Below are 13,817 nucleotides of genomic sequence, written 5' to 3'. Positions count from 1 at the left end.
GGCGGCAACGCTGATGAGCATTCTCCGGCGGAGTCTGACGCGCTCTTCATCGATACACGAGGCCATCTGAGACATCAGCCTGCGGCAGTGCGGTTCGCTCGTGGTCGTGCTCGTGCATGTGCGTCCACGGTTCACGATCGCCTTGGCGGAACATCTTGTGCTGCGACCGCTGAACGTAGCCGGCGTTGAAGTTCTCCGCCGGCATCCAGGGCAGCAATCGCATGTCCGCGTCTTGCGAGCGCACGGTGGGTGTGACGACGGACGCACCCTGCTCACGCATGTGATGGAAGATTCGAGTGGTCACATCGAGGATCAGGTCGAGGCGGAGAGTCCAGCTGTGGCGGAAGTACCCGAACGCGTAGGCCATGTTCGGGATGCCGCTGATCATGAGGCCGCGCCATGTGATGCGGGTCGTGAAGTCGACCTGGGCGCCATCGACGATGAAGGGGATGTTACCGAAGACCGCCAGGTTGAAGCCTGTCGCGGTGACGACCACGTCCGCGGGCAGAAGATCTCCGGACGAGAGTCGGACGCCATCTTCGACGAACTCCTCGATCGTGTCGGTGACGACGGAGGCTGTTCCTTTTCTCATCTCGGCGAAGAAGTCGCCGTCCGGCGCCATCGCTATTCGCTGCTGCCAAGGTCGGTATTTCGGCATGAAATGCGTGGAGACATCGATGCCCTCCGGCAGCAGCGGCCGTATGGCATCCATCAGGAACTCGCGCATGGAGTCTGGATCGTCCCGGCTCGTGGTGGCGAACGTCTCCAGCTGCTGCACGTAGGCGCGGCGCATGATCTCGTGTCTCCACTCGGCCGGGAGCCCGAGCGGTTCCAGCAGCACGTCCAGCTCGTGCTTCGTCGGGAGCGGGAACCAGTAGGACGGTGAGCGCTGCAACATCGTGACGTGCTCTGCGTCCCGAGCAAGAGCAGGGACCAGCGTCGCCGCGGTAGCACCGGAGCCGACGACGAGTACTCGCTTGCCTGTGACATCCAGGTCCGAGGGCCAGGTCTGCGGATGAACCACTGGGCCGCCGAAGCGCTTGAGTTCCGGCCAATCTGGCGTGTGTGGTGTTTCGTGATCGTAGAAGCCCTGGCACATCCAGAGGAAGTCCGCAGTGACCTGCAGCTGCTCTCCGGTGTCAACGCAGCTGACCTGCGCAGTCCATCGCTCGTCGCTGGAGGACCACCGCAGTTCCGTGACTCGGCGGTGATAGTGGATGTGTGGGGTGAGATCGTCCTCGGCGATCACCTCGTCGAGATAGTCGAGGATCTCCTCCCCGTCCGCAATGGCCGGGCCCCGCCAAGGCTTGTGTCGATAGCCGTAGGTGAACAGGTCGCTGTCCGAACGGACCCCGGGGTATCGATGCGTCCACCACGTGCCGCCCTGATTGCCTTGGGCCTCGAGAACCACGAATCCGAGTTCCGGGAAGTCAACCTGCAACCGGTGGGCGGCACCTATGCCGGAGATTCCCGCGCCGATCACCAGGACATCGGTGTGACTGCCGTGCAGGCGATGGGGGCCATCGCCTGCAGCCGGCTTGCTGTGGGTCGGACTGTCGGGGTTCACGGGTTCTCCTCGTGTCGTCGTGGCTGCCGGCCCTCCGAGCACCATCGGGGGCGGTGGTCACCATCACGCGTCATCGAGACGTTCTCGATGACGCCTCGCTGCGGTTCCTGGGCGGGCGCGATCAGAGGCTGCATCGGGATCCGGCGGGCGGCGTCTCGAGCTGGAGCAGGTAGTCACTGACCACTCGGTCGACGCACTCGTTGCCGCCTACGAGATAGGCGCCATGCTGCTTGCCCTCGACCGTGAGCAGACTCCCGCCGAGGGCCTCGGCCAAAGCGATGCCACCCTCGTGCGGAGTGCCAGGGTCACCGGTGACGGACACGATGAGTGTCTCGGGCAGGTCGGTGCCACCCTCGAGCCAAGGCTCGTCGCGTGTGGGCGGTGCGGGCCATGCCTCGCACTCATGGTGGTACTGCCCACCAGTGAGCGCCTCAAGGTCGAACATCGGCGCGATCTCCCCGAGCTCTCGTGCGGAGTCGGTCCTCTCCTGCGGTGTCAGACGGGGCCAGTCCATGCAACGCACGATGGTGTTCGTATCGAGGTCGATCGTGTGGACGCCGTCCGCAGTACGGCTGTAGAAGCTGTCGCGCAGAGCGAGGATCTCGTCGGGGTTCCCCTCCTTGAGCTCACTCAAGGCAGAGATGATCGTGGGCCAGTTGGCCTCTGAGAACAGCCCAGCGTTGATCCCGTTGTAGACATCCCAGATGCTCACCTCCCGGCCGTCCGTGCTCTGTGCCGGGGAGTCGACGAGCGGCTCGACAATGTCGTGCAGGCGGTCGTTCACGGCGGTGGGATCGAGGCCGAGCACGCATTCGGGCGATTCTGCACAGAGCGCGGCGAGCTCGTCGAAGCGGTCCTGGAGGACCGCGTACTGGGCAGCCCGCAACTCCGTCGGTGTCATGTCGGGCGAGACAGCGCCGTCGAGCACGACAGCACGGACATTCTCGGGATAGGTCTCGGTGTACATCGCGCCGAGCTCGGACCCGTAGCTGTAGCCGAGGAAGGTCAGCTTCTCGTCGCCGAGGACCTCACGCATGAGGTCCATGTCGCGCACGACGTTGGTCGACCCGGCGTTGACCACATTCTCCACACCGCCGGAACCGTCGATGCAACGCTCGGTGAACTCCGTCGCCTGCTCGGCATCAGCGATCTCGTTCACGGCACCGAATCGCAGACCGTTCCCTGCGTCGTACTCCTCGTCGGTGTAGCAGTCCAGCGCCGGGGTGGATCCTCCGATTCCGCGCGGGTCGAAGCCGACGATGTCGAAGCTCTCGAGGACGGGGCTGTCCTGCCACAGAGGAAGATTGGCGGCAACGAAGCTGGTGCCGGCGCCCCCAGGTCCGCCCGGGTTGATCAGCAGGGACCCTTGGGCTTCACCCGACGCGGGAATGCGCAGCAGCGCGATCTGCGCCCTGTCGCCGTCCGGCTCGTCGTAGTCGATGGGAACCTCCACGGACGCACACTCCAGAGCAGGGTCCGCGAACAGCTCGGCGTCCACGCTGTTCGTCGCGGTGTCCTCGCACGTGTCCCAGTCAAGCGACTGCTCGAGGTAGCCACCGATCTCTGCATTATCTTCTGACTCCTGTGACGCCGAGGTGCAGGCGGCGAGCAGGAGTGCTCCGGTGATGGCCGCGATGACTCCTCTCGCAAGGCGTCTGTGCGCGTTCCGGTACCGGTGCTGCGTTCGCATGTTCTTCTCCTTGGTTCGACGCCTCTCGAGCACGAGAGACGGTGCGACGTGGCGATCATGGGGACTTTCTCGAAGCGGCCATCCGCGCTTCGAGATGCGGGGAACGTCAGGCCTCGATCCCGTCGGTCTCGACGTCCAGGACCCGGTGGTGGCGGAAGGTGAGCGCTCGTTCGATCCCCGCGAGCCCAGCAGTGACGGTCAGGACGGAGTTCGTCCATGCCGGCAGGCTGACGGGTGAGCGGAACGGCTGGAAGCGATCCGACCAGAGCGGCAGATGGGTGAGCAGCTCGAGCATCTGCGGTGCGAGCAGGATCAGGTTGATCGTCAGCACCATGACGGCGCAGACGGACAGGGCTCGGCTGATCCTCGGGTGTCGACGGGAGAGTCGGGCGCGCCAGAACTCAGGAGTTCCGGGCGCCGGGTCGAGGCGCCGCCGGCTGCCGTCAGCCCCGACCAGGTGGATCCTCTGCATGCCGTACCTGCTCGCGACGACGTCGATGCTGTCCGATCCGAGCGGGAACCGGACCGGCATGTCGGAGGTTCGCGTGTGTCGACCGTCCCGGTAGAGCGATGCTCTGCCCAACGAGTGATCGACATCGACTGTCGCGATCGACGCGTCCGGTAGGTCGATGGAGAATCGGGTGCGCTGCAAGGACAGCGAGGGGCGGAACCGCGGCAGCGCCGCGCCCGGCGCCGGAGCGGACGCGGACCATTCCTCGCCGCCCTCGAGGTCTTCGAGCCCATCGGAGCCACCGACACCGCCAAGTCCGTCGACATCGCGAGAACCGTGCTGTGATGCCCTCCCCCAGGGATCGAGCCAGTCACTCATGTCTCGCCCTCTCCGGCATCGGTGCGACAGGTGCATCGTCCCGAGATCTCTCTAGCATGAACATGCTAGAAACAGTAGCACGTTCATGCTAACTACCGCTACGCTGGGAAAATGCCTCAACGAGTCGACCCAGACACGCGCCGGGAACAGGTCGCCGACGCGGTGATCGACGAGATCGCCGAGCATGGCCTCCCGTCAGTGACTCTCGCCCGCATCGCCGCGCGCACTGGCTTGGCCATCGGGAGCATCCGTCACTACTTCGGCAACAACGTCCGAGAGCTCATGCGCTTCACCTTGAGCGTCCTGATCCAACGCGCAGAACAGCGCGCCCCGACCCTGTCCGACGACCCAGCGACACGGATCGTGGACGTGATCACCTTCACCGCTCCGACCAGCGAGCAGGAGCGCAAGGAGAACGTCGCCCTCGTCGAGTACCGGGTCATGGGACGGGCGGACGCTGAGATCGCTGCCGAGATCGCTGCCGCGAACGACGCGGCAGCAGCCGCGATCGGCTCGCTCCTGCGCGCCGCGCTGACCGACCGCGCCATCGACAAACAGGCGCTGCAGCGCGAGACGCTTCTGCTCATCACCCTGGTCGAAGGATTCTCGCTCAGCTCCGCCCTTGCTCCTACTCCGTTGCACACGGCAGATGTCCGAGCCGTGGCGGAGGCCACCATGCAACGCCTCCTTGATGCCTACCCACCATCGCCGAGGCTTCACGAGGCCTGACGCGTGAACGTGTCCGGGAAAGCGCTCACGAGACTGGCGCCCGTCGGGTGCGGCGATCGTGAGTGGCGCTGTGCATCTGAGGAGGTACATGCGAACTGATTCATAGTCAGCAGCCCCTTGGGTCCTCATCACTAGATCACCGGAGATCACATGCCTTCCAACTCACCCGGTCCCCTCACACGGCCATCCACCACCTCAGACCTGGTCGCTGACCTGCGGGCCACTGTCCGCGCTGGTTCGGTCCACACCAGGGGCGCTCATTTCGCCAGCGCAGCGAACCTCTTCAATGCGGCCGCCGAGTCCGAGCCGTACGTCGTCGTCAGGTGCACGAGCGCGGCCGACGTGCAGGCCTCTGTGCGAGTGGCTCGCGAACACCAGGTTCCGCTATCGGTACGCGGCGGCGGACACGACTTCTGGGGACGTGCGATCCGCGCCGACGGCGTGGTCATAGATCTGGCCGGCATGCGGGAGGTCCAGGTCGACGCCACCGGGCACCAGGCCGTCATCGGAGGAGGAGCGCTGTCCTCAGATGTCGTGTCCGCTGCCGAAGGCGTGGGACTCACCGCTGTCACAGGCACGGCCGGAGCCGTAGGGATGGTCGGTCTGACCATCGGTGGCGGCTACGGTCCGCTGATCGGACGCTTCGGTCTCGCGGCTGACAATCTGCTCCAAGCAGAGGTCGTTCTCGCCGACGGGACACTGGTGCGAACGGACGCCGAACACCATCCGGACCTCTTCTGGGCCCTGCGGGGCGGCGGCGGGAACTTCGGCGTGGTCACCTCAGCGAGGATCCAGCTTCACCCGGTCCCCACCGTGGTCTCCGGCACCATCCTGTATCCCGCCGAGCACAGTCGTCGCCTGCTGGCCGATCTAGGCCAGGTCCTCCACGAGAGTCCTGACGAGCTATCGGTAGACATCGGATTTCTCCCCGGCCCGAACGGAGATCCTGTGGTCTACGTGGCCCCAACCTGGTCCGGTGACGTCGAAGCGGGGAACTCCGATGATGGTCCGGTACACGCGCTAGCTCGCCTAGCGACACCTTTGAGCGCAGAAGTTGGGCCAGTGGCACGATCCGCAACCTTGGCCGCAACGGACGCCATGTTCCCTGTCGGTCGACGAGGGGCCATCCGAACGAGGAGCGTACGAGACATCACCGAACCGATCGGCGGCCATCTCGGACGAGCTGCGGACTCCTTCAGCTCGCCGTTCTCGGCCATCGTCGCTCATGATTTCCACGGAGCAGCAACACGAGTGGGCCAGGCAGAGACCGCTTTCGGCCATCGCAATGCTCACCGGATGGTCGAACTCATCGCGATGTGGGAGAACGATGGCCGCAGCGACGAACAACATCTACGGTGGGTCGACGGGATCCACGAGGCACTTGCCTCACACTCCCTCCCGGGTGGATACGTCAACTTCCTCGGCCCCGAACATCAGGACCAGGTCTGCGCAGCCTACGGCGCCAATGCAGACCGGCTGCTCACCATCAAGTCGGCCCTCGACCCGGACTCAGTTTTTGCTGCCACCCCGTTGCCCTCCGATGAGCGGACACGAACAGCCTGAGCTGGGGGAGACACCTCCCGAAGGTTTGGACCTTGGAAGGGGTCGCGGCGAGCCGGCATCTCCTACCGGGGGCGCCCTAGGGACGCCCCCGGCTGAGTCCGTCCGGCGGCAAAGCCCAGGTGCTGGTTCGGTTCATCGGAGGCCGTCTGACCAGTGGCCTGCATGTCTCGCAAGTCCCGGTGCAGCCCACTCATCACCGTCACGGCCACGAGCTCATCACGCCCCGGCTCCGATCAATCCATCTCACGCAGCATGTTCAGTGCCTCCGTGCGACGCTTCGGGCGTCGGGCGGGTCAGCAGGCTGACCCCGATCAGGCACGCGAGGGCGACCGGCAAAGACACCAACACCGAGTTGACGCCCCCCGGCTGCCCCAGTTGCTCCCAGGTGATGGTCACGACGGTGCCGAGGATCATGCAGCTCAAGGCACCGGCCTTGGTGGCACGACTCCAGAAGAAGGCGGCGAGGACCGGTGGCGCGAGCGCGACGCCGTAGACGGTGTACGAGTACAGCTGCAGCTCCAGCACGGTCGGGAAGAATCGACCGAGGATGTACGCGCTCGCCGCGATCACCAAGACGGTAATGCGATGAATCCACAGTCGGCGGCTGCCCGAGAGCTCCTGGCGGGAGAAGCGGGCGAAGCCGTCGTACACGACGTTGCTGGCGCCGGAGAGCAGGAAGGACGATCCGGTAGTGATGACGAAGGCCAGCGCTCCGGCGAGGACGAGGCCGCCGATGATCGCCGGGAGGTAGTGCTCGGAGGCCAGCGAGAGGATCGCCGTGTCGGGGTTGATGTTCGGCATCAGGATCGCAGCTGCGGAACCAAGGATCGCTACTGGAACGATGATCAGGAAGCTGCTGAGAAAGAAGCCCGCCGTCGAGCTGCGGGCCGTGCCTTCGTCCTGCGCGGCGGTGAGTCGCTGGTACATGTTCTGGTCCGCGAGGATCAGCAAGAACAGCGGCAACGTGTACCCGAGCAGTTGGACGGCACTCAAGCCGCCGGAGAAGGTCTTCGACGTCTCGGGCAAGCTGCTCGCGTAGTTGCCGAGCCCTCCAAGGTCGCCGCCGATGACAAGCGGGATGGCGATCACCAAGCCGAGCACGATCACCAGGGCCGACACGAAGTCGGTCCACGCCACCGACGACAGTCCGCCACTGACTGCGAGGAAGGTGACGAGCACAGCGGCGATGACGGCGCCCTGGCCGGGCGACAACGGGGTGATCAGACTGAGGACGTAGCCTCCGCCGGTGAACTGGAACGCGGTGATGCCGATGTAGGCGAGCAGGGTGATTCCGGCGGCGATGAGCCGGGTGGACAGGCCGAAACGCTCTTCGAGCAGCTCCGGAACGGTATAACGCGAGGCCGCACGGATCTTGCGAGAGATGAAGTACAGCGCCAGGATGCCTAGCGGGGTGCCGGCGAAGAAGAAGATCGAGGCCAGCGGACCGTAGGTGTAGGCGAAGTTGGCCCCACCGATGATCGTGCCGGAGCCGACCCAGGTCGCCAGGAGGGTACCGATGAGAACCGGCAGGGGGAGCTTCCTGCCAGCGAACATGAAGTCGTCGCCGGAACCGACGTGGCGGCGCCGGCTGAACCAGGCGCCGACCAGGACCATGACCGCGAGGTAGCTGATCAGGATGCTGATGTGGACGGTTTGCATGAATACCTCCAGTTGAGTGTCATCCGCTCAGAGGGGACAACTCGTTCACAGCCCCTGCTGTTGGGTCGATGGACGATGTGAGAGTCGCTCGGGAAGAGCGCCTGGCCCCTGCACAGTGGGCCCATCTCCTAGACCTCTCCTTGTCGAGCCGGTGGGTCAGGTTCAGAGTCCCGGTGATCAGGGAAGGGACTGTCGCGCCAGGTCCGTTCGATCCGGTCGTACACATCGCTCCCGTCGTTGAGCGTTGCGACGAGGTGCCGCCGTTCGACTCGTTCCGACGCCGTGCGCGGGAACTCATCAACAAAGACCCAGTAGCGTGGCACCTTGAATCCGGCGAGGCGTTCGGCTGTGTGTTCCGCGAAGATGTCGGGGCTTGGCAGGGACGTGTCCTGGAGCCTCAAGAATGCGAGAACTTCCTCACCGCGAAGCTCATCCGGAACCGGCACGCATGCGGCCTCGATCACCGCTGGATGAGCCACCAGGGTCGTTTCGACCTGGGCCGCTGAGATGTTCTCCCCCGCACGACGGATCATGTGCTTCTCACGGCCGACGAAGTACACCCTGCCCTCGCCGTCCATCCGGGCGATGTCTCCGGTTCGCACCCAGTCATCGACCAACGTCCTCGCGGTGGCCTCCTCGTCGCGAAAATAGCCCGACATGGTCCAACGTCCCCGGATGGCCAGCTCCCCCACCGTGTCGGCGGGTAGTTGCTCGCCGGTGACCCCAAGGATGGCCACGTCGCGGTCCGCGGCCGGGCGGCCAATGCAAGCGCTGCCCAGCAGGGCGTCATGCTCGGAAGCTCTCATGCGGATGTCCACACCGGTCTCTGTCATGCCGTACAGCTCGTACCAACGGACTCCCCACCTCTGCTCGAGGACCTCGTGGAGCTGGGGCGGGATCGCGGAGCAGAGAATGGCGCGCACCTGATGGTGACGTTCTTCCGGGGTTGTGGGCATCTTCAGCAGAAGGGTTGGCATGGCGCCCAGGCAGTAGAAGATCGTGATCTGGTGCTTGCGGAGCTCACGCCAGAAGCTGCTGGGGTGGAACCCGTCAAGGACAACCAAGGTGGCGCCGGACATCAGCGCGGTGGCCAGGTGCCACTGCGGGTCCATGTAGTGCATCGGTTGTGCTGTCAGAAAGCGATCGTCGTGCTGGATCGTGACCGTGGTGTCTCCGTCGGGATCCGGCCGAGTCAGCTCCTCGGCTATGCGAGTCCAGTAGCCATGGGGAAGCAGACACCCCTTGGGGCGGGCGGTCGTTCCCGAGGTGTACTGGATGTTGAGCGTGGTGTCCGGATGGACGCTGTGGCGCACGGTCGTCCTGCAGGCCAGGTCTTCCGGGCTGGGAATCGGGACGCTCCTGCAGTCCATGATCGGGACGGACACGCCCGCGAGTACCTCCGCGTGGTCCGGCTCGGAGATCACGAGAACAGCACCCGAGTGCTGCACGACGTACTCGACCTCAGGTTGTGTGAATCGAGTATTGATGGGTACCACTCGCGCTCCGAGCTTCGCGGCTGCCAACCACGCTCCCGCGAACTCGGGACGATTTCGAAGCAGCAGGGCCACGCTGTCGCCGGCGCCGACTCCGCGGCGACCCAGTTCAGCAGCGAACAGGTTCGCCGACCCGTTGATCTGGCCGAAGGTGAGCTCGACACCCTCACGGGGGAACACCAGTCCCACCTTCTCCCGCCACGACGCGGCCGCCTGCTCGACGAGATGATGCAGATCCTCGATCGGGCCAGCTGGTCCAGGTTCGAGATGCGTCGCGGTCACTGAGCGAGCCCCGACCCCTGGACGTCGCCGCGTCGCGCCCCGGCGTCCTCCGAGGACTGCGTGGCGATCGCATACCCGCTCTCTATGGCGTAGGCGGTCTCGAGGTCACCGGGTGCTGCGCCATTGAGGGTCGCCTTCGCGACCGCCATCGAGAATGCTGGCTTCCCCGCCAGTCGCATCGCGAGCCTCTGCGTCTCTTCGTCGAGGCTGTCGTCGTCCACGAGGAAATTGACCAGGTGGAGATCCTTGGCCTGGGCCGCGGAGAGGTGATCGCCCAGGAGCACCAACTCCTTCGCCTTCGCCAGACCCACCGCGAGAGGCAGCAGGGTGGAGATGCCACCGGTCACCGACAGATTCACGTCAACCTCGGGGAAGCCGATGCGCGCTCCTTGAGAGGCAATGATCAGATCACAGCAGAGCGCGAGCTCGGCTCCTGCGCCGAGTGCATGCCCTCGGACGCTCGCGATGACCGGAACCTGGGCACGTCGGATCGAACGTGTCACGTCATGCAGGAGCTCCACCTTCGCTGCGAGCTCGAACTCGTTCGCGGTGCCTTGGTCGACCTTCAGGTCGAAGCCGGCACAGAAGGAGCGACCCGCTCCGGAGATCACGACGACCCTGACGTCGCCATGTGACGAGACGTCCGACAGGGCGACGACGAGTTCTGAGAGCAGCCCCGGTGTGATCGCGTTCAGTGAAGCAGGGCGGTTCAGGGTGATCGCGTAGACCCCGTTCTCGAGTGCCGTCGTGACCGACGGTTCTTGTGGAGAATGCTGTACCACTGACACATCCGACCCCTTCTGCTGTGAGCTTGCTCAGACCGCGCTGTCTTGAGCGATTGCTGGATCGTATGACGCTGCCCTGATTCCAGAGGGATGCAACTGTGTAGGGTTTGCCCCCTATGTTTGACGCTTCTGCATCACTTGAGTCCTACGATCCTCACGAGTCGATCCTGCCCACCGTCCGCGAGATCCTCGAGATGCCAGCCGTGGTCGCGGGCGGACCAAGGCTGCTCGTCGACGACGAGAGGGCGGGCAACCGCGTGCGGTGGGTCCACGTGTGCGAACAGCCGGATCTGGCTCGCTTCATTGATCCCGGCGATCTTGTCCTCACCAGTGGCATGGGCCTGCAAGACCACCCCGAGGATTGGTTACCGGTGCTGGAGGTGCTGGCCGAACGAGGGGCATCCGGGCTCTTTCTCGAACTCGGGCTCTTCTTCGACCACATCTCACCTGAAGTCGTTCGCCGCGCTGACGAGCTGGGCATCGCATTGGGCGTCCTCGAACGGTCGACGCGGTTCGTCGAGGTGACTCACAGCGTCCATCGCTTGATCCTGTCCCGTCATACTCGCGAGCTCGAACGTATGACCCGGACTCACACGGCGTTCAACCGGCTCAACCTCTCGGACCCGACGCCGGACGACATCCTGGGGCACGCATCCGGACTCCTGCGCAGCCCGGTCTTCCTGGAGGATCGAGCCCATCGACTGATCGCCTTCGCGGACTCCGGCGACAACGCCGCAGAACTGGTGGCGCGCTGGAGAGAGCTGTCGGTGCGCTGGGGGTCCGAGGCGGACTCTTCCTACGACCGCAGCACGGGAACGCTCCTGGTCTCAGTACGGACCCGCGACGACCAGTGGGGACGCGTGGTCGTGCCACTCGGCCATGACCCGAGCCCTTCCGAGCGGCTCGTCGCCCATCGGACCGCCGACGCCCTGGCCCTCCATCGACTCCTCGAAGCCGATCACCACGCTCTGGAGTGGCGTGCACGCGAGACGCTGCTCGACGTGTTGTACGAGCAGCAGTACGACGGCGAGGACGACGTCTTGGCACGGTGCCGAGCGCATGGCATCCAGCTCGAGGGCCAGCTGCTCGTGGGCGGTTGCGTGCGGCTCAGGAAGATGTCCGACGCCAAGACCCGGACATCGGCCACGGAGGTGCGCGACAGCCTGGCCTGGGTGAACCGCATCATGCGCAATCACCATCTGCCGGGACTTGCAGGGCTCATCGCGCCCGGCCAGATCCGGCTGCTCCTGTTCGGGCCCCACGAGAAAGCACTCGAGAAGACGATGACACGGTTCGCCGAGCACTGCCGCGACGACGAGTTCCCCGCTGAGTCGGAAGCACCCGTGATCGGCTTCGGTTCCACCACCGTCCGGGTCGGCGACGTCCGGCGATCGTGCGACGAGGCCGGCGACGTCGTGACGGCGGCCCGTGCGGCCGAGCCACAGCTGTACTACCGGCTGCACAACGTGCGGCTGCACGGCCTGCTCCAGCTCATGCAGGAGGACTCCCGTCTGCAGACCTACACCGAGCGGCAGCTCCTGCCCCTCATGCGATTGGGGACTGCCGAGAGTGACCTGCTGATGACGACCCTTCGCACCTACTTGGACCTGGGCCGGAACAAGGCAGCAACGGCGCGCGCCCTGCATCTGAGCCGGCCGACACTCTACGGACGGCTGGACACCGTTCAACGCGTTCTCGCTGTGGACATCGAGGAACCGCAGACGGCGTTGTCACTGCAGTTCGCGATCCACGCTCACGACATCATCAGCTCAGCCGACTAGGTGTGGCAGTCGGGCCTGGGGATGAGCCCGGCGGCGACGCCCCGTGAGCAGCGGTGCACTCGTCCACGTCGGACGAACGGCACGACGGGCGACTCGTCGCAGACGGGCCTGCACCGCAGGGGCGAAGGCAGAAGTGTCAAGAATCTCCGGCGGTGCTGCACAGGATCGTAGGGGCGCGGGACGCTACGCCGCCCTAGGCTACTGACGTGTCAATGTTCTCCGTCGTCCCACGAGCGCAGCACGCACCCGCGTGAGGTCGGTCCGTTGCCTGGCTCTCAACGGGCGACGCCGCACCGACCCTGATAACGAGAGTGCCTGAACCGACAGCGGTCCCTACGCTCCGCACGACGGGCGCCGCGACCCTTGGCAGATCTGAGGAGATCCATGATCCAGACAGTGCTCGGACCCACCGTGGCCGATGATCTCGGCTTCACCTTGCCCCACGAGCATGTGTTCATCAACCTGATGCCCGAGTACCGAGGGGACGGACTCCTCAACGATCCGGATCTGATGGTCCACGAACTCGAAGCGTTCCGTCGCGCCGGCGGAGCGTCCATCGTGGAGACCACGAGCAGCGGGCTCGGCCGCGACCCAGAGGCACTGAAGGCGATCTCCGAGCGTTCGGGGGTCAGCATCGTCATGGGATCCGGCTACTACAGGGATCCGTACCTGCCGGACGACCAGATCGACCGGACGAGCTCCGACGGGCTCAGCGAGCTCATCGTCCACGATATCGAGATCGGAGCGGAGGGCACGGGTGTGCGCGCGGGGATCATCGGCGAGGTCGGCTGCGACAAGTCGTACATCAGCGCCCGAGAGGAACGGTGCCTTCGGGCGGCCGCCCGCGCCCAACGCCGTACCGGGCTCGCCATCACCACCCACGCGGCCAGGTGGCCCGTGGGCCACGCGCAGCTCGACATCTTCGAGGAAGAGGGCGTCGATCTCCGTCGGGTCATCGTCGGCCATTGCGACTCCGTCCCCGATCCCGCCTACCACCTCGCGCTGGCCGATCGCGGTGCCTACGTCCAGTTCGACATGCTCGGCATCTACACCTCCGAGTACGAACAGGCCAAGCGGGCACGGTTCGTGCTCAACCTCGTGGAAGCAGGCTTCCACGACCGGATCCTCCTCTCGCACGACGTCTGCCTGCGCAGCGCGCTCACTGCCAACGGCGGGGTCGGGTACAGCCACATCGCCACGTCCTTCCTGCCGCGGCTCCGGGCGGCAGGTGTGAGCGAAGACCTGATCGAGGAGTTCACCGTGCACAACGTCGCCCGCGGCATCGACCAGCAGTGAACACGGCCGAACCGGCGTAGCAGCCCTCGCCACGCAGGCATGCCCGCTCCGCGAACCGATGCTGGACTGCCCGGTGCCAGGTCAGCGCCGATCACGGCGCAGACATGCCCCCAGACGATGCAGGCGCAAGTCCCATCGGACGG

At 65.4% G+C, this 13,817-nt stretch carries 10 protein-coding genes and 1 pseudogene; 5 read left to right on the top strand and 6 right to left on the bottom strand.

The features are described 5' to 3' along the window. Positions 1-46: 46 nt before the first annotated feature. The 3 genes from ACHAAC_RS13330 to ACHAAC_RS13320 all read right to left on the bottom strand — a co-directional run bounded on the left by ACHAAC_RS13330 (position 47) and on the right by ACHAAC_RS13320 (position 3,789). Entirely contained in the window at positions 47-1,567 is a 1,521-nt protein-coding gene (locus tag ACHAAC_RS13330) for a flavin-containing monooxygenase (RefSeq protein ID WP_435716770.1), read from the bottom strand. A 121-nt stretch (positions 1,568-1,688) separates the two neighbouring features. Then, on the bottom strand, positions 1,689-3,257 hold the full coding sequence (locus ACHAAC_RS13325) for an alpha/beta hydrolase (RefSeq protein WP_435716769.1): 1,569 nt from the start codon (positions 3,255-3,257) through the stop codon (positions 1,689-1,691). A gap of 106 nt (positions 3,258-3,363) precedes the next feature. Beyond that, positions 3,364-3,789 carry a hypothetical protein gene (locus ACHAAC_RS13320; RefSeq protein WP_435716768.1) on the bottom strand — a complete coding sequence of 142 codons (426 nt, stop codon included), beginning with the start codon at positions 3,787-3,789 and terminating at the stop codon, positions 3,364-3,366. Between the two features lie 408 nt (positions 3,790-4,197). Between ACHAAC_RS13320 and ACHAAC_RS13315 the strand changes: the two genes are divergently transcribed. Both ACHAAC_RS13315 and ACHAAC_RS13310 read left to right on the top strand, forming a co-directional pair. Continuing rightward, positions 4,198-4,815 (top strand): TetR/AcrR family transcriptional regulator, encoded by a 618-nt coding sequence (locus ACHAAC_RS13315; protein ID WP_435716767.1) that lies wholly within the window; start codon positions 4,198-4,200, stop codon positions 4,813-4,815. A 150-nt stretch (positions 4,816-4,965) separates the two neighbouring features. Further along, positions 4,966-6,378 carry an FAD-binding oxidoreductase gene (locus tag ACHAAC_RS13310; RefSeq protein ID WP_435716766.1) on the top strand — a complete coding sequence of 471 codons (1,413 nt, stop codon included), beginning with the start codon at positions 4,966-4,968 and terminating at the stop codon, positions 6,376-6,378. Positions 6,379-6,621: 243 nt separating this feature from the next. On the opposite strand, the gene ACHAAC_RS13305 is transcribed toward ACHAAC_RS13310, so the two are convergent. The 3 genes from ACHAAC_RS13305 to ACHAAC_RS13295 all read right to left on the bottom strand — a co-directional run bounded on the left by ACHAAC_RS13305 (position 6,622) and on the right by ACHAAC_RS13295 (position 10,594). Further along, a complete protein-coding gene (locus ACHAAC_RS13305; protein WP_435716765.1) occupies positions 6,622-7,992 on the bottom strand; it encodes a sodium:solute symporter family protein in 1,371 nt (456 codons plus the stop codon). Between the two features lie 173 nt (positions 7,993-8,165). Next, positions 8,166-9,812, bottom strand: a complete 1,647-nt coding sequence (locus tag ACHAAC_RS13300) for an AMP-binding protein (protein WP_435716764.1) — start codon at positions 9,810-9,812, stop codon at positions 8,166-8,168. Then, complete coding sequence (locus ACHAAC_RS13295; RefSeq protein ID WP_435716934.1) at positions 9,809-10,594, bottom strand: enoyl-CoA hydratase/isomerase family protein; 786 nt, start codon at positions 10,592-10,594, stop codon at positions 9,809-9,811. The genes ACHAAC_RS13300 and ACHAAC_RS13295 overlap by 4 nt, the downstream gene beginning before the upstream one ends. Positions 10,595-10,713: 119 nt before the next feature. Here ACHAAC_RS13295 and ACHAAC_RS13290 point away from each other — a divergent pair. From ACHAAC_RS13290 to ACHAAC_RS13280, 3 genes and pseudogenes are all read left to right on the top strand, one after another. Continuing rightward, positions 10,714-11,133, top strand: a pseudogene (locus tag ACHAAC_RS13290) (PucR family transcriptional regulator ligand-binding domain-containing protein); the annotation flags it as partial. A gap of 42 nt (positions 11,134-11,175) precedes the next feature. Further along, positions 11,176-12,378: a PucR family transcriptional regulator gene (locus ACHAAC_RS13285; protein ID WP_435716933.1), complete on the top strand. Its 1,203-nt coding sequence runs from the start codon at positions 11,176-11,178 to the stop codon at positions 12,376-12,378. 384 nt (positions 12,379-12,762) lie between these two features. After that, a complete protein-coding gene (locus ACHAAC_RS13280; RefSeq protein WP_435716763.1) occupies positions 12,763-13,674 on the top strand; it encodes a phosphotriesterase family protein in 912 nt (303 codons plus the stop codon). Positions 13,675-13,817 lie beyond the last annotated feature (143 nt).

Origin of the sequence: Aeromicrobium sp. CF4.19, from assembly GCF_051262555.1 — a bacterium.
GTDB lineage: Bacteria > Actinomycetota > Actinomycetes > Propionibacteriales > Nocardioidaceae > Aeromicrobium.
This window is presented reverse-complemented; position numbering and strand designations above follow the sequence as displayed.

What these genes read in the sequence shown, in the direction of transcription:
- ACHAAC_RS13325 (WP_435716769.1), bottom strand. Translation starts at nt 3,257, where the DNA reads ATGCGAACGCAGCACCGGTACCGGAACGCGCACAGACGCCTTGCGAGA.
- ACHAAC_RS13320 (WP_435716768.1), bottom strand. Translation starts at nt 3,789, where the DNA reads ATGCCGGTCCGGTTCCCGCTCGGATCGGACAGCATCGACGTCGTCGCG.
- ACHAAC_RS13315 (WP_435716767.1), top strand. Translation starts at nt 4,198, where the DNA reads ATGCCTCAACGAGTCGACCCAGACACGCGCCGGGAACAGGTCGCCGAC.
- ACHAAC_RS13310 (WP_435716766.1), top strand. Translation starts at nt 4,966, where the DNA reads ATGCCTTCCAACTCACCCGGTCCCCTCACACGGCCATCCACCACCTCA.
- ACHAAC_RS13305 (WP_435716765.1), bottom strand. Translation starts at nt 7,992, where the DNA reads ATGGTCCTGGTCGGCGCCTGGTTCAGCCGGCGCCGCCACGTCGGTTCC.
- ACHAAC_RS13285 (WP_435716933.1), top strand. Translation starts at nt 11,176, where the DNA reads ATGACCCGGACTCACACGGCGTTCAACCGGCTCAACCTCTCGGACCCG.
- ACHAAC_RS13280 (WP_435716763.1), top strand. Translation starts at nt 12,763, where the DNA reads ATGATCCAGACAGTGCTCGGACCCACCGTGGCCGATGATCTCGGCTTC.